Genomic DNA, 26,161 nt, shown 5'->3' with positions numbered 1-26,161 from the left:
TCAGCGGACCCCGGCGCGCTGGGAGGCGGCGGCGTCGGGGCGCAGGTCGGCCAGGGTCAGCGGGTGCGCCGGGGGATCGGTCAGCAGCGCCGTACGGACGAGGCCCAGATCGGGGCCGTTGTGCAGGAGTTCGCCGGGCTCCATCAGCCGCCAGCCGGGGTTGTCGTCCATCCGCTCGCTGGCCACGACGAGCGCGGGCGCCCGCGACAGGTCGCCGGAGTGCACCCGGATGCGCCCGCCGGTTCCCGTGTGGTCGAGGTGCCGGTCGCCGTGCCTGCCGCCGGGGGCGCGTTCGAGCACGTACAGCTCGTGGGTGTCCGGATAGCGCAGCGCCCACAGCCCGCCGGGGGTGGCGAGGACGAGGTTGAGCGCGTACAGCGGCAGGTGTCCGGCGATCCATCGCACGGCCCGGCCGAGCCCGGCGGCCACGTCCCCGCCGTTCGCCCTGATCTCCTTGGTGACCAGGGCGAACACCCGTTCCGAGTCGGTCTCCCCCTTGACCAGTGAGCGCGCGTCGCCGAGGTGCTCGTCGAGCAGGTCGAGGCCCTCGACGACCCCGTTGTGCGCGAACAGCCGTCCGTCCTGCTCGAAGGGGTGGGTGTTGCGGACGTCGAGGCCGCCGGTCGAGGCGAACCTGATGTGGGCCACGAAGGTGGCCGAGCGCACGGTCCTGGCCTCCTCGGCGAAGCGCCGGTCGGCGTAGGCGGCGACGGGCTCCTTGCGCACCCGCGGCTCGCCGTCCTCCTCGAAGTAGCCGAGACCGGTGCCGTCGGGGTCGCGGTGCCCCTGGACGCTGAGGCTGTCGGGGGCGTCGAGCAGCCAGAACGTGGCGCGGGTCCGTTGCGGCGCGCTGGTCATCCCGAACAGACGGCACATCCCGCCTCCCTTCTCTCAGGAGACCTTCCCCGGGCATGGCAGATCTTGCCCGGTCGGCGGTGAAAGTCCAGGTGGGGAAGTGCCCTGGGTGGCGCAATCCGACCGTTATGCCATTTTCCCTACTCATTTAATAGGCTTTTTCTGTGAGACAGTCCGACGGCCGCGTGAGAGCGGCAACGGTGGCGTCCCGGAGCAGGGCCGACCGGGCCAGACAGGTGGCCGACCTGCTGCGGCGGGAGATCGTGCACGGCGGGTACGGCGCCGGGCGGCTCCCGCTCGAAGCCGCGCTCGCCCGCGAGTTCGGGACCTCGCGCAACGCCATCCGCGAGGCCCTGGACCTGCTGCGCGGTGAGGGGCTCGTCGAACGCTGCCCCGGCGTCGGCACCACGGTCGCCGCCGAGAAGTACCCCCACGACCTGCACCGGCTCCTCGGCCTCGCCGAGACCCTCCACGAGCACGGCCGGGTCACCAACGAGGTCCGCACGATGAGCCTCATCGCCCCGCCCGCCGCCGTCGGACGCAGGCTCGGTCTCGCCGCCGGGGAGCAGGTCGTCTACCTCGAACGGCTGCGCAGCCTCAACGGCCTGCCGCTCTCCCTCGACCTGACCTACCTCGTCCGCGACGTCGGCGAACCGCTGTTCGACGCCGACCTCGAAGGCAACGACATCTTCGTGCTGCTCGAACGCGTCACCGGCCAGCCCCTCGGTACGGCGGAGCTGACCATGGAGGCCGTCAACGCCGACGCCCACACCGCCGCCGTGCTCGACGCCCCACGCGGAGCCGCCCTGCTCATGATCGAGCGGCTCACCCACCTGTCGGACGGACGCCCCGTCGACCTGGAGTACGTCCGCTTCCGCGGGGACCGCCTGACCATGCGCGGCCACCTGCACCGCGGCCGGGAGGAGGACACATGCCCCTGATCAACCAGCGCGTCGAGGTCCCGGTGACCATCGACGAATCCCTGTGCATCGACGGCTGCACGCTCTGCGTCGAGGCCTGCCCGCTGGACTCCCTCGCCATCAGCGACGAGACCGGCAAGGCCTACATGTACGTCGACGAGTGCTGGTACTGCGGCCCCTGCGCCGCCCGCTGTCCCGTGGACGCGGTCACCATCAACATCCCCTACCTGCTGCGCTGAAGGACCTGACCGTCAGATGAGACCTCTCCGTACGGCGGCGCTGGCCGCCCTGACGCTCCTGCTCTCCGGCTGCTCGGTCGCCGGTGCCGGCGGCTCCGACGGCTCCGGCTCCTCCGGGGACGGGAAGATCCACCTCGTCGTCGGCTACCAGTCGAAGACGATCAACACCGTGACCGCCGGGACGCTGCTGCGCTCGCTCGGCTACCTGGAGAAGAGGCTCGGCGACCGTTACACCGTCGAGTGGCAGGACCACGACACCGGCGCCCCGATCACCGCCAAGATGGTGGCCGGGAAGATCGACATCGGCTCGATGGGCGACTACCCGTTGCTGATCAACGCCTCCCGCACCCAGCAGACCCCCTCGGCCCGCACCGAACTGGTCTCCATCACCGGCTACAACCTGCGCGGCGCGCTCAACATGGTCGTCGTCGCCAAGGACTCGCCCGCCAGGACGCTGGCCGACCTCAAGGGAAGGAAGATCTCCGCGAGCGTCGGCTCCGCCGGGCACGGCACCCTGGTCCAGGCGCTGGAGAAGGCGGGCATCGACCCGGCGACCGGCGTGGAGACCGTCAACCAGCAACCCCCGGTCGGCGCCTCGGCGCTGGAGTCAGGCGGAGTCCAGGGCTACGCCCAGTTCGTCGCCTGGCCCGGCCTGCTGGTCTTCCAGGACAAGGCGCGCCTGCTCTACGACGGCGCAGCCCTGGACGTGCCGACCTTCCACGGCGTCGTGCTGCGCCAGGCCTACGCCAAGGAGCACCCCGAGGTCGTGGACGCCTTCCTCAAGGCGCAGCTCGACGCCACCCGCTACCTGCACGAACACCCGCTCCAGGCCGCGCTGACCGTGGCCGGCCAGACGGGACTTCCCCCCGAGGTCGTCTACCTCTACAACGGCCCCAACGGCATCTCCACCTTCGACGCCACCCTGAAGCCGCGACTCAGGGCCGCCCACGAGCACGACGTGCCCTACCTCAGACGCATCGGCGACGGCTTCTCCGGGGTGGACGTCACGACGTTCGTCAACGACACCTACCTCCGCAGGGCGTACGGCCCGGCCTACGAGACCGACCTCGCCTCGACCGTCAACCCCGCCGCGATCACCGGCACCGACCCCGTCTGCGACGTCCCCGTCAAGGACCCGGCGACCGCCTCCGAGCTGTGGCTGTCCGGCCAGGACACCACCCGGCCCGCCGCGACGCCCACCTGCCTGCTGCGGCAGATCGCCGGGGCGGGCACCGCGAAGGTCCGCGCCGCCTACGTCCCCGACACGGCCACCGGGACCCGCTGGTTCGCCGACCGGGCCGTCTGGGTCAGGGACCCCGACGGCGGGAGGAACGCCGAGTTCCTGCCCTTCACCACCGAGGACGGCGCCAGGGCCTACCGTGACGCCCACCCCGGCACCGAGGCCGTCACCTACGACGACGCCCTCAAGGCCGTCCTCAGGGCGTCCCGGTGACCGGCCCCGCGCGCCGGAGCGTCCAGGACCGCCCGGTGACCCGCCCCGCCGTACGGCGCAGGCACTCCCAGGGCCACCCGGCCGCGCGGTGGGCGACCAGGATCGGCTGCCTGCTGGTGGCGGCCGGGCTCTGGCAGGCGCTCACCGCGACCGACGCCCGGCTGTGGCTGAGGTTCGACCGGCTGCCGGGACCCGGTGAGGTCGCCGCGCGCTTCGCCACCCAGCTCACGACCCGGCTGTACTACCTCGACCTGCTGCAGAGCCTCATCCGCATCCTCACCGGCTTCGCGCTGGCCGCCGTCGCCGGGATCACCGTCGGCGTGCTGATCGCCCGCTCCCGCCGCGCGGGCGACGTGCTGCTGCCGCTCCTTGAGGCCGTACGGCCCATCCCCGCCATCGCCCTGGTGCCCATCGCGATCCTGCTGTTCCCCACCGACGAGCAGGGCATCGTGTTCATCACCTTCACCGCCGCCTTCTTCCCCGTCATGGTCAGCACCCGGCACGCCGTACGGGCGCTGCCCACGCTGTGGGAGGACGCGGTCAGGACGCTCGGCGGGAGCCGTCGCCACGTGCTGTGGAACGTCGTGCTGCCCGGCACCCTGCCCGGCCTCTTCGGCGGCCTCTCGGTCGGCATGGGGGTGGCGTGGATCTGCGTGATCTCCGCGGAGATGATCTCCGGTGAGTTCGGGGTCGGCTACCGGACCTGGCACGCCTACACGATCGTCGACTACCCCGGGGTGATCGTCGGGATGGTCACCATCGGCGCCCTGGGCTGGCTGACCTCATCCGTCGTCGAACTGGTCGGCAGACGCGTCACCCGCTGGCTGCCGCGTGGGGAAGGGAGCGGGACGTGACACTCACCAGCGGGATCACCGTGGGCGCGGGCCGTACCGGGCTTTCGTTCCGGCTCGACGGGGCCGGGTTCGGCTACGGCGGGACGGCCGTGCTGCGCGACGTCGTCCTCGACGTCGCGCCCGGCGAGGTCATGGTGGTCGTCGGGGCCTCGGGCTCGGGCAAGTCCACGCTGCTGCGCGCCCTCGCGGGGCTGCTGCCCGCCTGGGAGGGACGTGTCCTGGCCGGGGACGAACCGGTCACCGGCCCCGGCGCCGAGCGCGCCATGGTCTTCCAGGACGACGGCCTGCTGCCGTGGCGCACCGTACGGCGCAACGTCGAACTGCCGCTGGCCATCAGGGGGGTCCCCCGGCGGGAACGGGCGCGGGCCGCCACCGAGTGGATCGACCGGGTCGGCCTGGCCGAGGCCGCACAGCGGCTGCCCAGGGAGCTGTCCGGCGGCATGCGCCAGCGGGTGCAGCTGGCCCGCGCCCTGGTCGGCGCGCCGCGCGCGGTGCTGATGGACGAACCTTTCGGCGCCCTGGACGCCCAGACCAGGGCCGACATGCAACGCCTGCTGCTGGACGTGCTGCGCGACACCTCGGCGACGGTCGTCTTCGTCACCCACGACGTGGACGAGGCGCTGCTGCTGGCCGACCGCGTCGCGGTGCTCGGCCGTACCGGGGTCAAGACCGTCCTGGAGACGCGGGGCGGGCCCAGGGCGGCCCTGCGCGAACGCATCCTGAAGGAGCTGTAGTGGAGATTCCCCCGGTCACGGACCGTCTCGAACTGGTGTGCGAGGTGCTCGTCGTCGGCGGCGGCACCGCGGGCACGATGGCTGCGATCACCGCTGCCGAGCGCGGCGCCCGGGTGCTGCTGCTGGAGAAGGCCCACGTACGGCACAGCGGCGCCCTGGCCATGGGCATGGACGGGGTCAACAACGCCGTCATCCCCGGCAAGGCCACCCCCGAGGACTACGTCGCCGAGATCACCAGGGCCAACGACGGCATCGTCAACCAGCGGACCGTCCACCAGACCGCGACCCGTGGCCACGACATGGTCCGCAGGCTCGAAGGCTACGGCGTGAAGTTCGAGAAGGACGAGTACGGCGACTACGCCGTCCGCCGGGTGCACCGTTCGGGCAGCTACGTGCTGCCCATGCCCGAGGGCAAGGACGTCAAGAAGGTCCTCTACCGGGTGCTGCGCCGCCGCGACATCAGGGAGAAGGTCAGGATCGAGAACCGGGTCATGCCGGTGCGCGTCCTGACCGAGGGCGGCAGGGCGGTCGGCGTCGCCGGGTTCGACACCCGCAGCGGAAGGTTCGTCGTCGTACGGGCCGGGGCGGTCATCCTGGCCACGGGCGCCTGCGGGCGGCTCGGCCTGCCCGCAAGCGGCTACCTCTACGGCACCTACGAGAACCCGGCCAACGCCGGGGACGGCTACGCCATGGCCTACCACGCCGGGGCCGAGCTGAGCGGCATCGAGTGCTTCCAGATCAACCCGTTGATCAAGGACTACAACGGCCCCGCCTGCGCGTATGTGGCCAACCCGTTCGGCGGGTACCAGGTGAACGGGAAGGGCGACCGGTTCGTCGACTCCGACTACTGGTCGGGGCAGATGATGGCCGAGGTCGCCTCCGAGATCGACTCCGCCCGCGGCCCCATCTACCTCAAACTCACCCACCTGCCCGAGGAGAGCGTCTCGGCCCTGGAGACCATCCTGCACTCGACGGAACGGCCGACCCGGGGCACCTTCCACGCCGGGCGGGGCCACGACTACCGCACCCACGACGTGGAGATGCACATCTCCGAGATCGGCCTGTGCGGCGGCCACTCCGCCTCCGGCGTCTGGGTGGACGAGAACGGCGCCACCACCGTCCCCGGCCTGTACGCCGCCGGAGACCTGGCGTGCGTCCCGCACAACTACATGATCGGCGCCTTCGTCTTCGGCGACCTCGCCGGGGCGCACGCCGCCGCCGGCCACCGGGTCCCCGCGACGCTCCCCGAGGACCAGGTCGCCGCCGCGCACGAACTCGTCTACCGGCCGCTGCGCAACCCCGAGGGGCCGCCGCAGCCGCAGGTGGAGTACAAGCTGCGCCGCTTCGTCAACGACTACGTCGCCCCGCCCAAGACAGGCGCCAAGCTGGAGATCGCGCTTGAGTCCTTCGAGCGGATGCGCCAGGAGATCGCCGCGATGGGCGCGCACACCCCGCACGAGCTGATGCGCTGCGTCGAGGTGGACTTCATCCGCGACTGCGCCGAGATGGCCGCCCGTTCCTCCCTGGTGCGCACCGAGAGCCGCTGGGGCCTCTACCACGACCGCGCCGACCTGCCGGAACGCGACGACGAGGGCTGGCTGTTCCACCTGAACCTGCGCCGCCGGTCCGACGGCGCCATGGAGTTCGTCAAGCGTCCCGTCGAGCCGTACATCGTGCCCGTCGAGGAGTTCCAGCCGGTCCAGGCCGAGCCCGTGCTCATCGGCGCCCACACCAGCGCCCCGGTGCGCACGGCCGTGGAGACCCGCTCGACCGGGACCGCCGTCGGCCGCTCGCCCCGCATCCTGGAACTGCACCGGCTCGCCGAGGAGCAGCCGCCGGTCGAACGGCTCACCCCCTACCTCGCCGACCCCGACCCCAAGGTGCGCCGGGCGGCCATCGCGGTGCTCACCGAGACCGTGCCCGACGGCGCCGGTCAGGCGCTGGTCGCCGCCCTGGCCGACGACCACGGCATGGTACGGCGGGCCGCCGCCAACGGCCTGCGGGAACTCGTCGAGGTGCTGCCCGCCGACGCCGCGCTCGGCGCGGGCCTGACCGCCCGGACGGACAGCCAGGACGCCGTGGTCAGGGCGAGCGCGCTGGACGTGCTGCGCGCCCTGCGGCTGGGGGACGCCGAGGTCTTCGCGGCGGGCATCCGGGACGCCGACCACCGGGTGCGCATCGAGGCGATCCGCGGCCTGGTCTCCCTCGACGCGTCCGGCCTGGTGGCCGAGGCGGCCGGAGACGCCTCCCGGGAGGTCCGTGTCCGGGTGGCCGTCGGCCTGGGCACCGTCGGCGAACCGTCCGCCGCCCTGGAGACGCTCGCCGACGACCCCGACCCGCTCGTCAGGGCCGCCGCCCTCGAATCGTCCGGCGCCACCGGTTCCCCGCTGACGGCGGCGGCCGTACGGGGGCTGGGGGACGCGGCCTGGCAGGTGCGGGTGGGGGCGGTCCGCTGCCTGGGCGCGTCCGACCCCGAGGTCGCGGTGCCCCTCCTCACCGAGGCCGCGACCGACCCCAATCTCGACGTGCGCAAGGCCGTCGTCCTCGCGCTGACCCCCTGGAGCGCGCGGCCGGAGGTGACCGAGGCGCTGCGGGCCGTACTGTCCGACCCGGACGCCGACGTCCGCGCCTACGCCCGCCGGGCCCTGCCCGCCTGACACGCGCGAGGCCCCGGCGCCGTACGGTGCCGGGGCCTCGAAGGAAGGGCGAGCGGTCAGGCGTCGAAGGTGCCGGTGTTCACGTGGCCGATGAACGAGCGCCACTGGGTGGGGGTGAACGCCAGGGCGGGTCCGGAGGGGTCCTTGCTGTCACGGACGGCGACCAGGTTGGGGAGGTTGGTGGCGACCTCTACGCAGTTGTCGTGGGTGCCGCTGAGGCTACTCTTGCGGAACTCAGCACCGGATAGATCGGTGATCTTATGCATGATCGCTCCTTACCGTGGTGATGAGCGCCACGGACTCCTCGGGGGTCAACGCCTTTTGGAGAAGGCGCTCGAAAGCCAGCGTAAGGTCACGAACTTGGGCAGGGTCTTCCAGGTATGCTTCGCCTGCGGGGCCTCCGGCGTAGGCAACGTCTGGATCTTCTTCGTCGAAGGAGAAGATGGAGAAGGAGCCGTTCAGCCCGGAATGCGGGCCTGCTGCCATCGGCAGAACCTGGATTGTGACGGTGGGCCAGCCAGAGATCTGGACAAGATCGTCGAGTTGGGCGGCCATGGCGCTGGCGGCTCCAATTGGTCGACGGAGCGCTGTTTCGTCTATCAATACGTGAACGGTGGGTTTGGAGCTCAGTAGCGCTACTTTGCGCTGCATTCGTGCCGCTACGCGACGTTGCAGCTCGTCTTCGTCCAGGTCGGGGCGCTCGCTGATGATCGCGCGTGCGTAGTCTTCGGTCTGGAATAGCCCTGGGATCAGCAGGGGTTCCCATGTCCGGATGTGGGCTGCGTCCGCTTCAAGGCTGACATATGCCCCGGCGAGCACGTCGCTATAAGCGGCCCACCATCCTCGTTGATTTGCCTCGCGGCCCAGTTGGGCCAGGGTTGCCTTGGCTTCTGCGGTGACGCCGTACAGATCGCAGGCTTTGGCGATGTCGGGGACGGTTACCTTGATCCGTGCGATCTCGATCCGGTTGAGTTTGGATCGGCTCCAGCCAAGGTGTTGTGCCGCCTGTTCTGGGGTGAAGCCCGCCTCTTCCCGGAGTCGTCGCAGCTCACGGCCAAGACGGCGATGGCGGACGGTTGGACTCTTCAGGACCATGGCGTAAGTGTGACGTCCTTTCTCAAGGAAATCTTAGAGTAGTGCTTGCGTGCGTGCGCAGGGCACGATCATTATGTGAGGTGTCCCGGAGGAAGGATGGCCATGGCGGCGAGGTTGACCATCGCGTCACTCCTCGCCCGTCTCGGGTGTCCACTTCTCCTGGGGCTGCACGACGGTTCCCACGCCTTGCTCGGGGCGCACGTACCCTTCCTGGGTAAGTCTGGCGAGCGCTTTGCGGACGGTGTTGCGCGCCAAGCCGAACTCCTCTTCCAACTGGATCAGGCTTGGTATCAACCGCCGGGTCGGGTAGGTGCCAGCTTCGATGCGGGCTCTGAGGATGACGTAGAGCTGCCTCCATCGGGCTGTCCCCTCCTCCCAGACCCACTCCCCCTGAACGATCATAAGGAAGACCGTAGACATGGAGGCTCTGGTTTGAAGAGTCACGACCGTCCATGCTCTGGAGTGATAGACCGTGAACGTTCAGGTAAGAGTAAGTCTCTGAACTGCATAAACACATAAGAAGATCATCTAACGTCAGACGGAAACGGCCTGCCGAACGCTGCACACGTCCGACAGGCCCTTGATCAGGAAGGTGTCTCCTGACGTGAGTAAGAGTAGTGCCCGGGACTCCAGACCGGACACGTCGATCCGGGACGGTTGTGCCTGCTTCGCTGGTGCCGTTCCCTTGCCGATGGGGTGTGCCCGGTGTGGGCATGCCCCCTATGCCCACGGGTGTTCGCAGCAGGACGGGCACGAGTACGTGCAGCCGTCCGGGCTGTTGATGAACGCCCGTCTGCAGGCTCGTCGCGAGTACGGCCCGCAGGTCCTTCCCGCTCCCCGGCTTCCGGTGGAGGTGGCGCCCGCTGAGGTGGTTCCGCTGGTACCCGCTCAGCGTCGGCCCGACCCCGATCCTGAGCCGGAGGTGCCCGCGATGGTTCCGGCTGCGAAGGCCGTACCGGACGACGGCGTGGAGCCGGTTCCTGTGGATGCCCCGGGGGCGGCTCCGGAGGCGGTGCCTGTCACGCCGATACGGCCTGCTCGGCTGCCGCTGCCTCGGCGGGTTCGGCGTCCGTTCCCCAGGGTTCCTCGGTCGGGGGTCATCTGGACGCGGGTGCACCAGGCCCACCACCACGGCGTACGGCCCGCGAGCGGCGGGCCGCCTCGGCGCGGAGACCGATGTCGCGTTCCTCGTGCTCGTACGGCCTGTCGGCCGGTTCGGGTTCCGGCTGTTTCTTGTTTCGCAGGGCAGGCCCGTCTGGTGAACGCCCTGGCCAGGCATGCCTCTGATCGGATCTTGGAGGTTCAGGTCATGCAGCACCCCACCCCCAACCGCCCGGTGATCCCGGGCTGGCGGTTGATCATCAGTGACGCGGGCCGGTTCTGGGCCTTCCGCAACCACCTCTTTCCCCGCGCCGCCGTACGGGCCGGAGCGGAATCGGCCGTGGACGCCGACACCTTCGAGGAGATCCAGGCCGTCGTCGCCGAGCAGGAGGAGACCGCCCGCGTCGCCCTGGTCGAGGAGGTCACCTCGTGACCGGACGGCACAGGGACGGTCTGCCGTACGCGCCGGTGTATCGGCGGGTGTGGGACGGTCCGGCGCGGGCGGAGGCCGAGCGGATCGACCTGGCCTGGGTGGACTGGACGGTGCTCTACAGCCTGGGACGACGCGCCTTCTACGCGGTGGCCGCCTGGGACGGTCCCCGGCCGGTGATCGTCGAGGACCCCACGGCTGACGGGCTGGAGGAGCGGATGCGGGAGGCGGAGATGATCCGAGCCATCCGGCTCTCGCCGCAGTCCTCCCCGGCGCCGGTTCGGCGTAGGAGGGGCGGTACCGGCCGTCCGTCTTCCGGGGCGCGGAACGGGGAGGTCGGCGGGGAGCGGGGTTCGCCGGGTGAGGAGACGGCATCGGCTGGGGGACGGTCTTCGCCGGGTGCTTCGCCGGGTGAGGGAATGGTGTTCGCCGGTGGACGGCCTTCGCCGGGTGGGGAGACGGTGTCCGCCGGAGGGCGTTCGCCGGGTGGGAGGGCGGCATGATGCCGTTCGTCGAACCGACGTGTCCAGTGGATGGTGTCGCATATCCCAGTTGCGACAGCTTGCGGCGGGCTCATCCTGACTGGCTGGTGTTCCACAGCTCACGGTCCGGACTGTGGAGCGCCTATCGGAGTGTCCTGTCCGGCAGGCCGTGTCCCGGGGACGTGCTGCTGGTGCGGGCCGGGTCGGTCGGGGAGTTGGAGCGCAAGCTGACCGCCCAGGCACCTCCGGTGGTGCCGCCGAGCATCCAGGCCGTGGCCGTCGCCCGCGCGCTTCGGACTCGGACCGCTCGGGTCGTTCAGGCCGTATGCCCTGGTCAGGCCATCGCGCCTGGTCGGTCTACGGCGTTGCGCAGGTTGCTGCGCTCCCCATAGCCGGTACGGCGGCTCGCCGTGCCCCTTGAGCGTGCGGTCCAGGGATGAGGGACCTGGACCGCACCCCTCCGCACCCCATGAGCGTGCGGTCCAGGCGGGAGGGGTCTGGGCCGCACACCCTCGCAGACGGCTCCCACGCACGCCGGGACAGATGGGCGTGCCGGGGAAGAGGGAGTCGTCTGGCGCACCGGCCCCGAGCACGTGGGGCCGGTTCTCCTCCAGGGCGCCCGGCCAAGTGCTCCCCGGCTCGGGGCCGGGCACCTGCCCCACGAAAAGGCCCCGAACTCCGGGCTTCGTGGCCAGAACGAAGGCCCTCGAAAGGTCGGCTCGAACGAAGGTCCCGGACCTCACGACCCGGGTCGAAAGACCTCGGAAACCCCGGCCCGAGCGAAGCGTGTTCCTGTCCGCCCTCCGAACCGGGAAGACCATGACCGACGACGAACGACGGTTGATCGACCTGCTCATCAGCACCCACCCCGGCTGGCGGTACGAACAACACGATCTGCCCGGCCTGCCCCGTTGGTGGGCCATCCGGTACGAACCGTTACGCCCCGACCAGCGCAGAGCCGGAGCCCGGGACGCCCTCGGCCGTACGACCCTGCGCCGGCTCGCCCGCGCGCTGGCCCGGCACGACCAGATCCTGCACATGCTCCGCTACTGAAGGAGAACCCCTATGTCCCCCCTCAAAGCCGTCGCCCCGGACGGCACCTTCTCCACCGGGCCCGACACCACCGAACGCCTCCTCACCCCCGGCGAAGTGGCCCGCATCTTCGGAGTCGATCCCAAGACGGTGAATCGGTGGGCGCTGACCGGGCGCATCCCCTCGGTCAGGACCCCCAGCAGGCAACGCCGCTACCGCCAGAGCGATATCAACGCCCTTCTCAACGCCTCACCTTGACCGTCACCTTTCGGCGGTCTCCTGGCGGACGTGCGCCTGTCGGCGGAGCGGTGGCCGTCGGCCTGGGTGCCGTCGGCAAACCGTCCGCCGCCCTGGAGACGCTCGCCGACGACCCCGGTTTCGACACGCGCGAGGCCGGAGGTGACCGAGGCGCTGCGGGCCGTACTGTCCGACCCGGACGCCGACGTCCGCGCCTACGCCCGCCGGGCCCTGCCGGCCTGACCGCTCCCCGGGTCCTCGGCGAAGGGCCCGGACGGGGTGCTCCGGCTGTCTCACGGACGGAGCGGGGATCTGAGACCCGGGGCCCACGCGGGGAATTCACCGGGTTTCGACGACGGTCGGACCGGTGAAATGTGAGGCGTTCTCAGCGCATAGAACTTCTCGGCCTTTCCGGAGGTGGCGGGTGCCGTACGACCGTGGTCTCTTCGGGTCGTGCGGCATTGTTCGGGTGTCAACAGGGCGGCGAGTGGGCGGTATTTTCCCGGCCGGGCGTCGTGTCGATTCGCGAACGGGACAGAAGTCCCTTTCACGGAGGGGGCGGGAGCATCGTCGCCGCGTCCGTGTGAATAAGCGGTTGACGGGAGGATCGAAGCGGCAGAGGTCGCGATTACCTGTCTGACAATAGTTGACAGTCACTCTTGAGGGTGACATATTGTTTTGCGATATCAACAGGGTGAATGTTTTACCAGGTCAATCTGTTCCGGTCGGCCCGTGTGGTCTTCATGTCTCGGGGAGTGGGGGGTCGTCTTTCGCAGCCCTGGGGCGCTGAAAGAGGGAACGGTCCGTGTCGGGCCGAAACGGGCTCCGGGCGGGGCGTTAACGGTCGTGTCGATATTCGTTCAGAACGTGTTCTTCCTCCGCCCGTCGTGCCGGAGGTTTCTGGGGTGCGCCGCTGACGGGGCCGGGTCGCCGTCTCCGTCGACCGGTCGGCGCCTCTGTGGCGGTATTCCATGAGAAGAGTACGGCCGTCGGCGATTTATCGGCCGTGACGCCCGCGGAAACGAGATATCGGTAAAGCGGTGGTGGGGCATTCCTTCTTTCGGAGCGCGCGACACCGGAACGCGTGATCGGCGTGTCGGACGACCTGGTCCAGGAACGGAGAAAGGGCACCCTTCGCCGAGGGAGAAGAGAATTGGCTGTTCAGGCCGGAGAGACGTCGTCGTCAGACGGCGCCCACACGAGAGAGGGCTATCAGCCCGAGCTTTCCGCGGTTGAGACGGTCCCCGTCGGCTCGCTGCTTCCCGCTGACTCCCCACGGCGCCTCGGGGAGAACGCCCAGCACATACGCATGCTCTCCGGTACGGAGGACACGTTGCCTCCGGTGATCGTGCACCGGGAGACCATGCGGGTCATCGACGGGATGCACCGGCTACAGGCGGCGGTCGTACGCGGTGAGGAGACCATTCGTGTGCGGTTCTTCGAAGGCGACGAACACGACGCCTTCGTGGTGGCCGTCAAGGAGAACACGGCGCACGGCCTCCCGCTCTCCACGGGGGACCGCGTCGCGGCGGCGGCCCGTATCCTCCGCTCGCACCCACACTGGTCGGACAGGGCGATAGCCAGGATCTCAGGCCTGTCCGCGCGGAAGGTGGCGGACATCCGCCGCACCGTACTCCCGCAGGACGCGCAGCCGAAGGCCCGGCTGGGGCGTGACGGCCGGACACGCCCGCTGGACGGCTCCGCCGGCCGGATGCGCGCCGCCGAACTGATCGTCAAGGAGCCGCAGGCCTCCCTGCGGAGGATCGCGCAGCAGGTGGGGATCTCACCGGGCACGGTGCGGGACGTCCGCGACCGGCTGCGACGCGGGGAGGACCCCCTGCCGAGGGCGCTGCGCCCGCGGGCGCCGGAGAGGACGCCGCCCGGGTCGCGTCGGCCTTCGGCGTCCGAACCCGGGCGCGACCAGCGCCGGAGGTCGCCCCTGAACATCCTGATGAAGGACCCCTCCCTCCGGTCCGCGGAACGCGGCCGGCACCTCCTCCGTCTGCTCAGCGCCAACGCCGCGCTCGCCCAGTCCTCGGAGTGGCTGGTCGGCGTCGTCCCGGAGTACTGCGTCGGCCTGGTCTGCCAGGTGGCCATGGAGAACGCCGCCGTGTGGGAGAGGTTCGCCGAGAACCTTCAGCGGCGGACGGTGCGGTCCAGACCCCGGGAAAGCTGACCGGACTCCCGCCGGTCCTGGGCGTGCCGGTCGAGGGGGACGCGTACGGGCTCCCGTAGGACGGCGCCCTCGGTTGTGCCCCCAACGGTGCCCTCGGTGGCGCCTTCGGTGGCGCTCCCAACGGTGCCCTCGGTGGCGTCCCCGGTGGTGCTCTCGGCGGCGCGGCCCGCGCGGTGCCGGCGAACCGCGTCACGGTTGGCGCACCGCTGGGAGCAGTAACGCTGCCGCCCGGTACGGGAGGTGTCGGCGAAGACCGTGACGCACTCGGCCACGGCGCACCGCCGGAGCCGGTGCATTCCCCGCCCGACCAGATGCAGCGCGGTGCCCACGGAGATGAGCGCGAACAGCACGGCGCCGAGCGACCGCTGGTCGTCGCGGTAGTGCAGGTGCCAGCCGCTGCCCGCGTGGTCGGTCAGCCGTGGGTAGGCGGCGGACCCGGCCAGCATGCGGTTGACCAGTTCGGCGCGTTCGTGCTCGTCGGCGGCGTCGACGACCTTCTCCCACGCGTCGAGTACGGCGTGGACGCGGTCCACATCCTGCGGTGTGACCGGGTGTTCCAGCACGAGTCCGGCGGCCTCGCAGCGGTCCGCGAGCTCCTCGGCGGTCGCCGGGCGCCGGTTGGCCAGATCCGCGGCGAGGTTCACGGCGTCTCCGCCGTAAGGGTTGAGGTGCATAAGACCATTACATCACCCTTGTCCATATGACACATCACACCGGCGTGCGCCAGGCGTCCCAGGACGACATCGCTGAACTCGTCCGCCTGCGGGCGCTGCTGTTCGGGGACCTCGGCGGAGACTTCTTCAACCCCTCGTCGGCGGGCGACGAATGGCGGACGGCCCTCGCCGCGGTCCTGAAGGAGAAACTGACGCGGGACGACGCGCGAATCCTCGTCGTGGACGGCCACGAAGGCCTCGCCGCCTGCGGCATCGGCACCGTCGAGCAGTGGTTTCCCGGCCCGCACTCGCGCAACGGCCGCATCGGACACGTGATCGGCGTGGTCACCGATCCGGCGTATCGCCGACGTGGCCACAGCCGCGCGATCATGCGGGGCCTGCTCGACTGGTTCAGGGAGAGCGACGCCGTCCGGGTCGACCTGTACGGCTCCCGCGAGGGCGAGCCGCTCTACCGGGAACTCGGCTTCTTCGACCATCCCGACCCCGCGCTGTGCTGGCGCCCGTGAGGGAGCGGTACCGGTGGGTCGTCCTCGGCGTCGCCACCTTCACCCAGGCCGCCTCAGGATTCTTCGTGCAGGGCATCGGGGCGATGGGCGTCCACCTGCAACGTGACCTCGGCCTGAGCACGGCCCAGCTCGGCCTGCTGCTCTCGGCGGCGCAACTGGCCCCCCTGGTCGGGCTGCTGGTCGCCGGGGAGCTGCTGGACCGCCACGACGAGCGCTGGGTCGTCGGGGCGGGCGCCTGCGTCGTCGCCGTGAGCCTGGGGGTGGGTGGCACGACGCGGACGTATGAGTCCCTGCTCCTCGTCCTGCTGGTCGTCGGCGCCGGATACAGCACCGTCCAGCCCGGTGGCAGCAAGTCGGTGGCGTCCTGGTTCGACACGTCCCAGCGGGGGCTGGCGATGGGAATCCGCCAGGCGGGCCTGCCGCTGGGCGGCGTGCTCGCCGCGGCCACGCTGCCCGCCCTCGCCGCCGAACTCGGCCTGCGGGCGGCGCTCACGGCCGGTGCGCTCGTCGCGCTGCTGGGCGCCGTCGCCTTCGTGGCCCTCTACCGCAGGCCGCCCGTGCGGCCCCTCCCCGGTCCTCCGGGCGGCTCGCTCGGATCGCGGTCACGGGCGCTCCGCGAACCGGCCATGGTGAGGACCGTTGTTTCCGGGATGAGCCTGGTCTCGGTGCACAGCGGGATCGGCGTCCTGACCGCGCTGTACCTCCACGAGGTGACGGCCCTCGAAGCGGGCCCGGCGGCCCTGGTCCTGGTGGCGGTCCAGGGGGCGGGGGTCGCCGGTCGCGTCTGTCTGGCGGCCTGGAGCGACCGAGGCCGATCCGGACGTCACACCTGCGTCCTGACCTGCGTGGCCGCCGTGACCGTGGGGATGTCGGCGCTGGCCACCCCGGTGGGGCGTTCGCCCGTGGCGGCCTGCCTGGTGTTCGTCTGGCTCGGCTTCTTCGGAATCGGCTGGTACGGCCCATGGGTCGCCCACGTGGCCGAATCGGCGCCCCCGGGCAGGACGGGCTTCGTCCTCGGCGCGGCCATGGCCGCCAACCAGATCGCCGTCGTCCTGGCGCCGCCCGCCCTCGGCCTGGTCAAGGACCTGACCGGCGGCTTCACGGCGCCCTGGCTGCTGCTGTCCGCGCTGACCGCCGTCACCCTGCCGGCCACGGCCTCCGGACGCCACCGGCCCCGACGGTACGGCCCGGCGGAAGCCGTACGAGAGCAGGACACGAACGAGGTCTCAGGTCACTGACGGTCTTTCTGGCGGCCGGAACCGGCGGATCCGGCCGTTGGTGAGCGCATGCCGGAGCGAGGAGGCCCGACGCGTCGCCGCACGCGTCCCAGGCGCATGGCCGGGACCGACCCGGTGACGGCGACGCCGGGCGCGACCTCCGTACATCAGCCGGCCCCTTTCCCGGCCTTCCCGGTCTTCTCGGTCTTCTCGGGGGCCAGCAGGTCGCGCAGCCGGGTGCACTCACGGACGAAACGGCTCCTGCCGCCCCGCGCCGCGTGGGACGCGACCTCCGGGATCTCACCCTTGGCCCCGGTCCAGGACGCCACGTCGGCGGTGAGGGCCACCAGCTCGGAGTGGACGACGGTCGGCCGTTCCCCCTTGCCCGGCAACAGCATCGGCGTCATGGTCCTGAGGATCTCCCAGACCTGCCTGTGCGCGCCCTGGTGGACGGCCTCGGTGAGGGCGGCCAGCACCGGACGGGTCTCGAACCAGGCGCGGCGGATCAGGTACGCCAGCTGACGGCCGACCGCCGCACCGGGCAGATCCCCCCTGGCCGCCATCCGCAGCAACGCCTGTACGGCCTTCGGGCGTTCGGCGGCCAGGAAGTAGGCCAGGACGAGCGCGGTCGCCTCCCCGGCGGGGCCGTCCGCCTGGGTCAGGGCCACGAGATGCGGCGGGTACACCCCCGGACGGTCCCACTGGTAGAGCAGGTGGGGCAGGTAGTTGACGGCGACGACCTCCCGGTGCGACGGCAGGATCGCGGGCCACCACTCCATGGCCTGGCCGTGCCCCTCCCGGTACCACCGCGGCGGCTCGCCGAGCAGTTCGTCGACGAGGTCGTGCCCGGTCGGCTCGGCGCGCAGCACCGGTATCAGCCGGATGTTCGGGGAGCGCGTCAGCTCGTCGTCGTCGAAGACGCGCTCACGCGCGTTCCTGACGTATCCCCACTTCACGCCTGTCTCGGGGTCGGGCAGGCCGCCCCCGGCCAACCAGGCGGCGACGGCCGCCGCCGCCCGCGACCCGACCCGCGCGGCACGCTCCGCCGCCTCGGCGTGGCGCCCCCTCGGCAGCCGCAGCAACGCCTGCCACAGGTCGGCGGGCAGCGGTTCGACCCCTGCCGCCGCGCAGACCTCCAGCCGTTCGACCAGCACGTCGGGCGCGAGATGCCCGGTCATCGACGTGGGCGTCGCCAGCAGAACGGGCGGCAGCGCGCCCTTCCGCAGCGCGCCGTACAGCTCAGCGAACCGGCGCAGCAGGAACATGTGCGGCCCCGAGACGTTCCGGGGGTCGGGCAACCGGTTCCGCGTGCGGTACTTCGCTGGGAGAAGGCTCAGGCCGAAGCGCGGTTCGGCCCGGTCCGGCGAGGGCATGAGCAGCCTCTGCGCGAAGACCCCGAGCTCCGCGACCCGGCGGAAGATCTCATCCCGCCAGTCCCTGGGCAGGGACTCGTCCTCGTCGGCGGCGGCGTGCGTCACCGAGAAGCCCGTACCGGCCAGGGGATCGGCCGGTGCGGGATCCGGCACCCCGGGGTCGCTCCCGGAGGCGAGGACCTCCCTGGCGAGGGCGGTGATCCAGGAGGAGGCGTCGAGCCACGGTCCCGTCCCGTCGTCCAGGGGGGAGAAGGCCGCCAGCCGCTCGCGCAGGGCCGTACGGTCACCCCCGGCCTGCCCGACGAAGGCGGCCAGCCACCGCTCGCACCCCACCCAGCCGCCGTGGGGGTCGTCCAGCGAGGGGGCGGGGAAGGGGTCGGGCTCCTCGACGGCGGGCAACGCCGCTGGGGCGAACGCTTCGGGCGTCTCCGCCCCCGCGATCTCGCCACCGAAAACCGCCGCCACCTGCGCGCCGAGGTCGGCGGGCAGCGACGGAACGGCGTCGGTGATCGTCGCGGCCCCGCCCCCGAACGCGGCGGCGCGCTTGACGGCGATCCGGGCCGCGCGCCGCTGCACCTGGTAGGAGGTGTGCGCGAACGCCGTGGCCAGCGCCGACGCCGTCTCCCCGGCCAGCTCGGGCGCCCGCCGTACCTCCTCGTCGAGCCAGCGCAGGCCCGCGTCGGCCAGCTTCGCCTCGGGCCGGAAGACCAGCGCGTCGATCGCCTCGGCGACGTCGGCCGCGTCGTGCGGGCCGGTACGGCGGACCTGGGCGAGCGCCAGCGTGGCGACCGCGCTGGGAGCGGTGGGCAACAGCCGCAGGTAGTCACGCGCCCGGGCGGCGGCCTCGTGCGGCTCCGGCGCGAGGAGTTCGTGCAACCGTACGAAGAACCGCAGGTCAACGGCGTCGCCACCCCGCAGGAAACGGCTCAGACAGCCGTCGAGGAACTCCTCACGTGAGACCTTCCCGGCCTTGAGGAGCCACTGGATCCGGGCGAGCCACAGGGTGGGGGCGGGGGTCAGCCGCTCCTCTCGCAGGGCGCGGCCCACCCCCTCCGCCTCGAAGATCCGGGGAAGCAGCGTGTCCGTCAGCGGGTCGTCCTCAACCGTCCCGGCGGAGAGCCAGGCGAGCACGAGCGGGTCGTGCCTGGGCGGCTCGACGCCACACGTCCGCAGCAGCGCCAGCGCCAGCGGGATGACGTGGTCGTCCGCCGTACGGATCTTCCTGGCGAGCCGGACCGCCACGTCGGCCTGCCAGGCAGCGGGACGGGTGGCCAGCGTGCGGACCAGCTCTGCCGGGGGCGGCGCCGCCGCCCATCGAGGGGCGAACTCGCGGCGGGCCAGCCAGGCGACCGCCGCGGCGGGGCCCGAGATCGTGCCCGCGCCGACGATCCGCAGCGGCGTCCCGAACTCGGCGAGCCCGTCGCGCCCCGCCGAACGGGCGGCCGTCTGCGCGGAGGACCGCAACCAGGAGGGCCAGTCGTCCTCCGCGCCGTAGTCGGCCAGGAGGCGGGCCCGCCAGTCCTCACGGGTCTTCCGCTCGGCGTTCTCCCGCAGCTCCGCCAGGAGCTCCGGCAGCCGACGAGCCACTTCGGCCCGCTCGGCCTCGGTCAGTACGGCCACGCGGCCGACCAGTGCCTTGACCCTGCGCGCGACGACGAGGTCGCGTACCTCCTGCCAGGTGGTCACCGGGCCCCCTCCACGACGATCCTGGTGGTCCGCGCACACCCGGAGAAACCACGTCGGTGAGTCGGCGTGCGGCGCGTTCCCGGCGGTTCGGTCTCCCACGCGCTCGACACGACGTAGCCGGAGGCCGGCCGTTCCGGACGACCCTCAACCGGCTTGGGAGGCGCGGCGTAGCCGTACGCCCACGTCGCACTTGTCATGCGCGGGACATTAGGGATCGTCACCGACAAAACGTATGCGCACATGGGAGCCGTCGCCCCAAGGGCCCTCCTGCGCGCACGCGGGTGAGGCGTCGTGTGGCCCGGCCTCCTGGGACACCCGCAGGGTCCTCCCGCGCACGCGGGTTACGACGCCGAACGGGGCGCCTGGGCCCCGCCCGCGCGGACGCGGGTGGGGCCGTTGTCAGGTCCTACCGGGACGGTTCCCCGGCGGAGGCCACGCCCGGCACCGGGGCGTAGCCCGCGGTCCGGGTGGTGAAGGTCCCCCGGCCCTGGGTCCGGCCGCGCAGCCGGGTCGCGTATCCGAACACCTCGGCCAGCGGAACGGTCGCGGTGATCACCACCGTGTCCGTCCTCGCGCTCGTGTCCAGGATCCGGCCACGCCGTGCCGCCAGGTCGCCGAGCACCCCGCCCGCGGTTTCACCGGGCACGACGACCGTGACCTCGACCACCGGTTCCAGCAGCACCATCCGGCAGGCGCGCAGGGCCTCCCGCAGCGCGAGCCGCCCGGCCGCCCGGAACGCGAGCTCGGAGGAGTCCTTGGGGTGGGTGGCCCCGTCGGTGAGCGTGACCCGCAGACCCGTCACCGGATGACCGCCGAGAGGGCCGTCGGCCAGGGCGTCCCGGCAACCGGCCTCCACCGCCCGGACGTACTCCCGGGGAACCCGTCCACCGGTGACGGTCGAGTGGAACTCGAAACCGGCCTCCAGGGGACCCACGTCGAGGACGACGTGGGCGAACTGACCGGCGCCCCCGTCCTGCTTGACGTGCCGGTACAGCAGCCCGGACACCCCTGAGGCGACCGTCTCCCGGTGGGCGACCTGCGGCCGGCCCACACCGACCTCCAGCCCGTTGGCGCGACGGATCTTCTCGACCGCGACCTCCAGGTGCAGCTCGCCCATCCCGGAGAGCACCGTCTGACCGGTCTCGGCGTCGGTCCTGACGGTCAGCGAGGGATCCTCCTCGACCAGCCGCGCCAGAGCCGTCGCCAACCGGTCGGCGTCGCCGCCCCCGCGCGCCTCGACCGCGACGGAGACCACCGGGTCGGTCGCGGCCGGCGGTTCGAGGAGCAACGGAGCCGAGGGAGCGCACAGGGTGGTTCCGGTGCGGGACGTCTTCAACCCGACCACCGCGACGATGTCCCCGGCCACCGCCCGGTCCACCTCGGTGTGCCGGTCGGCCCGCACCCGCAGGATCCGGCCGATCCGCTCGGTGCGTCCCGTTCCCGCGTCCAGCACCGTGTCCCCCTTCCGTACGGTTCCCGAGTACACACGCACATACGTCAGCCGCCCGGTGGCGGTCGCGTTCACCTTGAACACCAGAGCGGAGAACGGCGCCGCCGGGTCGGCGGCGCGCTCCTGCGGCGAGCCGTCCTGGACGCCGCGTACCGCGGGCACGTCCAGCGGGGAGGGCAGGTAGGCCACGGCGGCGTCCAGCAGCGGCTCGATCCCCCGGTCGCGGTAGGCCGATCCGCACACCACCACGACGCCCTCACCGGTACGGGTCAGGTCGCGCAGCACGGAGGTGAGGGTTTGCGCGGAGATCGCCGACTCCGCGCAGAACTCCTCCAGCGCGACGGGATGCAGTTCGGCCACCGTCTCCTCCAGCAGCCGGCGACGCCGGAGCGCCTCCTCCAGCAGGGGCTCCGGCACCGGACCCTCCGTGAACGCGCCGTCGTCGTCCCAGAGCAGCGCCCGCATCCGCGGCAGGTCCACCACCCCGGTGAACGTGTCCTCCCGCCCGATCGGCAGCTGGACCACCAGCGGGGTCCCGTGCAGCCGGGCGCGGATCGACTCGACGGCCGTGTCGAGGTCGGCCCCGGCGCGGTCCAGCTTGTTGACGAAGGCGATCCGCGGCACCCCGTGCCGGTCGGCCCGCCGCCACACCGCCTCGCTCTGCGGTTCGACTCCCGCGACGCCGTCGAAGACCGCGATCGCGCCGTCGAGCACCCGCAGCGAGCGCTCCACCTCGTCGGAGAAGTCGACGTGGCCCGGGGTGTCGAGCAGGTTGATCCGGTGACCGTCCCAGACGCAGCTCACCGCCGCGGCGAAGATGGTGATCCCGCGATCGCGCTCCTGGGGGTCGAAGTCGGTGACGGTCGTCCCGTCGTGCACCTCGCCACGTTTGTGGGTGGTGCCGGTGACGTACAGGATCCGTTCGGTGACGGTGGTCTTCCCGGCGTCGACGTGGGCGAGGATGCCCAGGTTGCGGACGTTGTTCAACTGGTCGGTACGCACGGCCTACGGCCCTTCTCGGGGTCCGGACAGGACAGCGCGATCGCCTGACGAAACGGCCCGGGACCGGGCCATGGGGAGTCCTCGTGCGGGGTGACCGCATCGGGAGAGACCCGGCCGGCGACTTCGGCGCCGGACAGGGATCAGATGGTCGTCAGGAGGTCATCCGGTGTCAGCCGCGCAGCGGACACCGGGACGACGAAGACACCAGGATCACCTCGTGTCGTGACGGGGGGACGATCGCAGCGGTGCTGTGTCGCACGACTGGCCCCTCTCTCGTCACAACGCCCGGTGCGCCGTTCGTGGCGAGTGTATTGAAGCCGGTTCAGACGGAAAACCGGTTTTTCCCGGCGGGGCGTAGAGCATCCCGGTCCCGCGTCCGGCGATGCGCTCGGGGAGTGTCCCCGACGGATGCCGTCAAACCCTCCAGCCGGGCCGTACCAGCCCAGCTTCGTAGGCGGTGATGACGAGCTGGATGGACCGTCGATCGCCGACGGAACGTCGGGAACGTCGCGTTGAAGACCCTCGGAGGCCCGTTGCAACCGATGTTCCTGCGACTCGAACAACGGTCCTCTTCTGGGGAGAGGCGTCAGACGTTGGGATTTGATTTTCGGATATATGAATATGGGCGCACCGAAAACCGTATTCAACTATTGTTGATGATCGTTATACATTTCTGGGGTATGCATTGATGTTCTTCCCCCGGAGGTTGTTTCATGTTCTTCCGCCCATCCGGTACGGCTGGTGCGGGTGCCTCGGCGTATGCGCAGTACCGGGCGAAGCTCGCCGAGGGGCGGACTCGGCGGCTGGCGCTGCGGGCGGGGCTCGTGCTGGTGAGCGCGATCGCGGTGTGGTGGCTGTGGAACTGGCCGACGGCCCTGCTGGTCGCCGTTGTGGTCGGGACCGCCGACACGGTGTACCGCTGGCGTCGGCACGAGGCCGTACGAACCTGGCGCAAAGGGGCGATCGGCGAACGGCGTACCGCCAGGATGCTGCGTCCTCTGGGACGGCACGGATACACCGTGCTCCACGACCGGGCCCTGCCCAGCGGCCGGGCCAACGTCGACCATCTGGTGATCGGGAAGACGGGCGTCTTCGTGGTGGACACCAAGAACTGGCACCGGGGAAAGCGGCTGGTCCGGCGCGGACGGTCGGTCAGGGTCGGCGGCGCCTCCGGCGGGCAGATCGTCAGGCCCGTGCTCTACGAGGCGGGGCGGGTGGCCGACACCCTTACCCGGGAACTTGGGCGTCGCGTCATCGTCGTCCCCGTAGTGGCCGTCCACGGAGCCGACATGCCGTTGCTGCGGGTGGCGAAGGCGTCCGGCGTGCCGCTGCTGCGCGCCTCTCAGGTGCGTGGCTGGATCACCAGGCAACCGGCGACACTGAGCGCGGCGGAAATCGCCGAAGTGAGCGCGACCGCCGAACGCCTGCTCCCGCCGTACACCACCTGACCTCCGCCCACAGCGACCTCAATCGGGCAGGTCGCACAGCCGGGTGTGGTCACGCCGTGAGTTCGAGGAAATCCCGGACGACGGGTGTGGAACGGTGTGGCTTCAGGCGTTTGCGGAGGTCGGTGATCGCTCCGGAGGGACGGGTCGAGTCCACGCCGCTGCTCTGCTCGAAGGCCTGCCGCGCAGCTGTACAAGCCTCTTCGATCTCGCCGAGGGCGAGGTGGGCTTCGGCGGCGCGGGTGAGGTAGAGGGCGTTGTCCCGGACGTAGCCGTCGGCGGAGTACTCCGCGGCGCGGGCGGCCTCGAAGAACCGCAACGCCTGCCGGGGGTCGCCCAGGTCGAGGGCGCACGATCCGGCGAGCATCTCGATCTCGCCCTCGGTCATCCAGTAGATCCACGGCGGATCGTCGTCGTGCGCCCCGCGTGCGAAGGTCTCGCGGGCCAGGGACAACTCGTGGGTGCAGGCGTTGCGGCCATGGGGGGTCTTGGACAGGGCGCGGGCCGCCCGTGCGTGGAGCATCGAGCGGACCCGGGGAGTGGTACAGCGCTGCCCGGTCTGGTTCTGGGCGGCCTGGACGAGGTCAACGGCGTCCTGCGGGTTACCTACGGAGTAGGTCTGAATCGCCATGAAGGACAGGACGTGCGCACCGGCCTCCGGGTCTCCGGCGGTGGCCGAGGCCCGCAACGCGGTGATGAAGTACTTCTGCGCCGCGGCCTGCCGGCCCGCGTCGAAGTACTGCCAGCCGCAGATACGGGCGGCCTCCGAGACGGTCGTGAACAGACGACGTCCCGTCTGGGAGGTGTAGGCCGCCCTGTCGGCCAGGGAACTGATCAGCTGGAACTCCGCGGTGGCAATCTGGCGGAGTTCGCCGCCGCCAAGGACGTCGTCGAGGTGACGTAGGTCGTCGAGGCGTTGCTCCAAGCGGGTGACCATGTCGCCGGTGAGGGTTCGCCGCCCGGTCGGGGCGGTGGGCAGCTGGTCGAACGACTCGCTCCACTGCGTGACGATGCCACCCAGCGTCGCTCCGGTGGCTATCAGGAATCCTCGACGGTCCACGGATCCTCCCCGCCTGGAAGCGGCCATTGAAGCCACGGTACCTTCCCGGGTCCAGGGGGCGCCAAGGGCTGTTCGATCGTCGGGAAAGGTGAGCAGAAGCCAGTCAGGCCAACCGAGTTCGTGTACAGCCTGTTCGGCGATGCCGTGCAGGCTGGCGATGGCCAGTTGGGCGGTCGGTTCGGGCGCGCACACTCCTGATTCCCAGCGGGCGACCTTCTCTCTGCGAGTGGCCATGGCCCCGTAGCCGAGTTCGCGATGTCGCCGATCGAGCAGAGTCAGGTACTCGCTGGCGGACAGGCTCAGCTGGGCACGAAGTGCGGCCAGCGGGTGCCGGTAGGACTCACTTCCCATTGCGCGGCTCCTCACCACGACCCACCACGGCTGGTCCCTGCTCGTTCACCGTACTCGCTGAACGTCTTCCTCCGGGGCCATCGGCAACAGCCGGGCAACACCTTGTTCGTAGCCAGGTACCGAGCGTGCTTGCTCTCATGGCGTTCACCGGGTCCGAACAGATGGTGAAGGGCGGGACGACGATGCGTGAGCGGCAGCCCCTGGTGTCGCTGGTGACCTCAGTTCGGGGGAACGCGCTCCGAGTGCGGGGTCTCCTGGCCGCGCTCGCCGAGCAGAGATTTCCCCTCGAACGGCTGGAGGTCGTGCTGGTCGACAACGACCCGCTCTGGCGGCAAGGCTCGGTGGACCTCGCCGCCTCCGGCAGCTGGCCCTTCCCCGTGCGAGTGGTCAGGGAGCCACGGGCCGGACTCAGCCGGGGACGCAACCGGGGCATCCTCACCGCGCGGGGACGCTTCGTCGCGTTCACCGATCCCGACGTCATCCCAGACCTTTACTGGCTCACCATCCTGGTCGACGCGGCCGAGGAGGAAGGAGCCTCGATCGTGGGCGGCCGTACGGAAACCGTCTATCCCGAAGGGAGCGTCGTGCCGCTGCGGGACGCCGCCGCTCTGCCGTTGTGTGAGTGCCACGGTCCGCCGGAGTGGCCACAGCAGCGCACCGGACACGGCTGGCCGTACTGGATCACCACGGCCAACATGCTCGTCGAACGCGCGGCCGCGTTGCAGGTCGGGCCCTTCCGGACCGACCTGGGACGACGCGGCCGACTGCCGCTGGACTGCGAGGACCTGGAATGGGTCGACCGCGCCGCCCAGCAAGGCCTGAAGGTGGTGATCGAGCCGGCTGCCGTCGTCACTCATCCCGTCGGCCGTGAACAGACCACCGCCCGCTGGTTCCTCATCCAGGGGATCTGCCACGGCGTCTGCGTGGCGCGGATGCACTCCAGCGTGCGCGTGCACCTCGCAGCGATCCAAGCGGACAGGCAGGCCCTGGCCCTGGCTTTCGAAGCCCTCGTCATGGGGTGGGGGTTCCTCGACCGCGCGAGCGCGGTGCGCGGTATGCGGGACCTGGTCCGCATCGGCGCCTACCACGCCGAACGTATTCGTCTTCTCCACCGATCCAAGGAGTGCTGACG

At 71.1% G+C, this 26,161-nt stretch carries 24 protein-coding genes; 16 read left to right on the top strand and 8 right to left on the bottom strand.

Features of this window, described 5'->3' with window-relative positions:
* Window positions 1-876, bottom strand: coding sequence for a class II glutamine amidotransferase (locus ACIBVQ_RS24830; RefSeq protein ID WP_399180249.1), 876 nt, complete (start codon window positions 874-876; stop codon window positions 1-3).
* Between the two features lie 164 nt (window positions 877-1,040).
* Between ACIBVQ_RS24830 and ACIBVQ_RS24825 the strand changes: the two genes are divergently transcribed.
* Genes ACIBVQ_RS24825 through ACIBVQ_RS24800 form a run of 6 tightly spaced genes read left to right on the top strand, consistent with a single transcriptional unit; the run spans window position 1,041 to window position 7,712 of the window.
* A complete protein-coding gene (locus ACIBVQ_RS24825; RefSeq protein WP_352014432.1) occupies window positions 1,041-1,796 on the top strand; it encodes a GntR family transcriptional regulator in 756 nt (251 codons plus the stop codon).
* Window positions 1,787-2,014, top strand: a complete 228-nt coding sequence (locus ACIBVQ_RS24820; protein ID WP_352014431.1) for a 4Fe-4S dicluster domain-containing protein — start codon at window positions 1,787-1,789, stop codon at window positions 2,012-2,014. Before ACIBVQ_RS24825 ends, ACIBVQ_RS24820 begins: the two co-directional genes overlap by 10 nt.
* A gap of 16 nt (window positions 2,015-2,030) precedes the next feature.
* Window positions 2,031-3,467: an ABC transporter substrate-binding protein gene (locus tag ACIBVQ_RS24815; RefSeq protein WP_399180246.1), complete on the top strand. Its 1,437-nt coding sequence runs from the start codon at window positions 2,031-2,033 to the stop codon at window positions 3,465-3,467.
* Window positions 3,464-4,321, top strand: a complete 858-nt coding sequence (locus tag ACIBVQ_RS24810) for an ABC transporter permease (protein WP_399180244.1) — start codon at window positions 3,464-3,466, stop codon at window positions 4,319-4,321. Before ACIBVQ_RS24815 ends, ACIBVQ_RS24810 begins: the two co-directional genes overlap by 4 nt.
* A complete protein-coding gene (locus ACIBVQ_RS24805) occupies window positions 4,318-5,055 on the top strand; it encodes an ABC transporter ATP-binding protein (RefSeq protein ID WP_362913559.1) in 738 nt (245 codons plus the stop codon). The genes ACIBVQ_RS24810 and ACIBVQ_RS24805 overlap by 4 nt, the downstream gene beginning before the upstream one ends.
* Window positions 5,055-7,712 (top strand): fumarate reductase/succinate dehydrogenase flavoprotein subunit, encoded by a 2,658-nt coding sequence (locus tag ACIBVQ_RS24800; protein WP_399180242.1) that lies wholly within the window; start codon window positions 5,055-5,057, stop codon window positions 7,710-7,712. The genes ACIBVQ_RS24805 and ACIBVQ_RS24800 overlap by 1 nt, the downstream gene beginning before the upstream one ends.
* A 56-nt stretch (window positions 7,713-7,768) precedes the next feature.
* On the opposite strand, the gene ACIBVQ_RS24795 is transcribed toward ACIBVQ_RS24800, so the two are convergent.
* The 3 genes from ACIBVQ_RS24795 to ACIBVQ_RS24785 form a co-directional block, all read right to left on the bottom strand.
* The gene (locus tag ACIBVQ_RS24795) at window positions 7,769-7,978 is read right to left on the bottom strand and encodes a DUF397 domain-containing protein (protein WP_390046752.1); all 210 of its coding nucleotides are present in this window, start codon (window positions 7,976-7,978) and stop codon (window positions 7,769-7,771) included.
* The gene (locus ACIBVQ_RS24790) at window positions 7,971-8,807 is read right to left on the bottom strand and encodes a helix-turn-helix domain-containing protein (RefSeq protein WP_390046750.1); all 837 of its coding nucleotides are present in this window, start codon (window positions 8,805-8,807) and stop codon (window positions 7,971-7,973) included. Before ACIBVQ_RS24790 ends, ACIBVQ_RS24795 begins: the two co-directional genes overlap by 8 nt.
* Window positions 8,808-8,933: 126 nt before the next feature.
* Window positions 8,934-9,209, bottom strand: coding sequence for a GntR family transcriptional regulator (locus tag ACIBVQ_RS24785; protein ID WP_390046748.1), 276 nt, complete (start codon window positions 9,207-9,209; stop codon window positions 8,934-8,936).
* A 907-nt stretch (window positions 9,210-10,116) separates the two neighbouring features.
* Here ACIBVQ_RS24785 and ACIBVQ_RS24780 point away from each other — a divergent pair.
* The 6 genes from ACIBVQ_RS24780 to ACIBVQ_RS24755 all read left to right on the top strand — a co-directional run bounded on the left by ACIBVQ_RS24780 (window position 10,117) and on the right by ACIBVQ_RS24755 (window position 14,265).
* Entirely contained in the window at window positions 10,117-10,341 is a 225-nt protein-coding gene (locus ACIBVQ_RS24780; RefSeq protein ID WP_399180239.1) for a hypothetical protein, read from the top strand.
* Window positions 10,338-10,841, top strand: a complete 504-nt coding sequence (locus ACIBVQ_RS24775) for a hypothetical protein (RefSeq protein ID WP_399180237.1) — start codon at window positions 10,338-10,340, stop codon at window positions 10,839-10,841. Before ACIBVQ_RS24780 ends, ACIBVQ_RS24775 begins: the two co-directional genes overlap by 4 nt.
* A 798-nt stretch (window positions 10,842-11,639) precedes the next feature.
* Entirely contained in the window at window positions 11,640-11,873 is a 234-nt protein-coding gene (locus tag ACIBVQ_RS24770) for a hypothetical protein (protein WP_390046744.1), read from the top strand.
* Window positions 11,874-11,885: 12 nt separating this feature from the next.
* Window positions 11,886-12,110: a BldC family transcriptional regulator gene (locus ACIBVQ_RS24765; RefSeq protein ID WP_386195493.1), complete on the top strand. Its 225-nt coding sequence runs from the start codon at window positions 11,886-11,888 to the stop codon at window positions 12,108-12,110.
* A gap of 30 nt (window positions 12,111-12,140) precedes the next feature.
* On the top strand, window positions 12,141-12,332 hold the full coding sequence (locus ACIBVQ_RS24760; protein ID WP_390046742.1) for a hypothetical protein: 192 nt from the start codon (window positions 12,141-12,143) through the stop codon (window positions 12,330-12,332).
* A 910-nt stretch (window positions 12,333-13,242) separates the two neighbouring features.
* Entirely contained in the window at window positions 13,243-14,265 is a 1,023-nt protein-coding gene (locus tag ACIBVQ_RS24755; protein WP_399180234.1) for a ParB N-terminal domain-containing protein, read from the top strand.
* On the opposite strand, the gene ACIBVQ_RS24750 is transcribed toward ACIBVQ_RS24755, so the two are convergent.
* A complete protein-coding gene (locus tag ACIBVQ_RS24750; protein ID WP_399180232.1) occupies window positions 14,226-14,939 on the bottom strand; it encodes a CGNR zinc finger domain-containing protein in 714 nt (237 codons plus the stop codon). The genes ACIBVQ_RS24755 and ACIBVQ_RS24750 overlap by 40 nt on opposite strands.
* 26 nt (window positions 14,940-14,965) lie before the next feature.
* Between ACIBVQ_RS24750 and ACIBVQ_RS24745 the strand changes: the two genes are divergently transcribed.
* Complete coding sequence (locus ACIBVQ_RS24745; RefSeq protein ID WP_362913567.1) at window positions 14,966-15,445, top strand: GNAT family N-acetyltransferase; 480 nt, start codon at window positions 14,966-14,968, stop codon at window positions 15,443-15,445.
* Window positions 15,442-16,683, top strand: a complete 1,242-nt coding sequence (locus ACIBVQ_RS24740) for an MFS transporter (protein WP_399180230.1) — start codon at window positions 15,442-15,444, stop codon at window positions 16,681-16,683. Before ACIBVQ_RS24745 ends, ACIBVQ_RS24740 begins: the two co-directional genes overlap by 4 nt.
* A 146-nt stretch (window positions 16,684-16,829) precedes the next feature.
* On the opposite strand, the gene ACIBVQ_RS24735 is transcribed toward ACIBVQ_RS24740, so the two are convergent.
* Complete coding sequence (locus tag ACIBVQ_RS24735; RefSeq protein ID WP_399180228.1) at window positions 16,830-19,721, bottom strand: DUF6493 family protein; 2,892 nt, start codon at window positions 19,719-19,721, stop codon at window positions 16,830-16,832.
* Between the two features lie 406 nt (window positions 19,722-20,127).
* Entirely contained in the window at window positions 20,128-22,173 is a 2,046-nt protein-coding gene (gene fusA / locus ACIBVQ_RS24730; RefSeq protein ID WP_399180226.1) for an elongation factor G, read from the bottom strand.
* Between the two features lie 713 nt (window positions 22,174-22,886).
* Between fusA and ACIBVQ_RS24725 the strand changes: the two genes are divergently transcribed.
* Entirely contained in the window at window positions 22,887-23,621 is a 735-nt protein-coding gene (locus ACIBVQ_RS24725) for a nuclease-related domain-containing protein (protein WP_399180224.1), read from the top strand.
* 49 nt (window positions 23,622-23,670) lie between these two features.
* Here ACIBVQ_RS24725 and ACIBVQ_RS24720 read toward each other — a convergent pair whose 3' ends face one another.
* A complete protein-coding gene (locus ACIBVQ_RS24720) occupies window positions 23,671-25,029 on the bottom strand; it encodes a hypothetical protein (protein ID WP_399180222.1) in 1,359 nt (452 codons plus the stop codon).
* Between the two features lie 125 nt (window positions 25,030-25,154).
* On the opposite strand from ACIBVQ_RS24720, the gene ACIBVQ_RS24715 reads away from it, so the two are divergent.
* On the top strand, window positions 25,155-26,159 hold the full coding sequence (locus tag ACIBVQ_RS24715; RefSeq protein WP_399180220.1) for a glycosyltransferase family 2 protein: 1,005 nt from the start codon (window positions 25,155-25,157) through the stop codon (window positions 26,157-26,159).
* Window positions 26,160-26,161 lie beyond the last annotated feature (2 nt).

It is taken from the genome of Streptosporangium sp. NPDC049376 (assembly GCF_044466505.1).
GTDB lineage: Bacteria > Actinomycetota > Actinomycetes > Streptosporangiales > Streptosporangiaceae > Streptosporangium.
The sequence above is the reverse complement of the archived record's forward strand: the minus strand, read 5'-3'. Positions and strand labels throughout refer to the sequence as shown.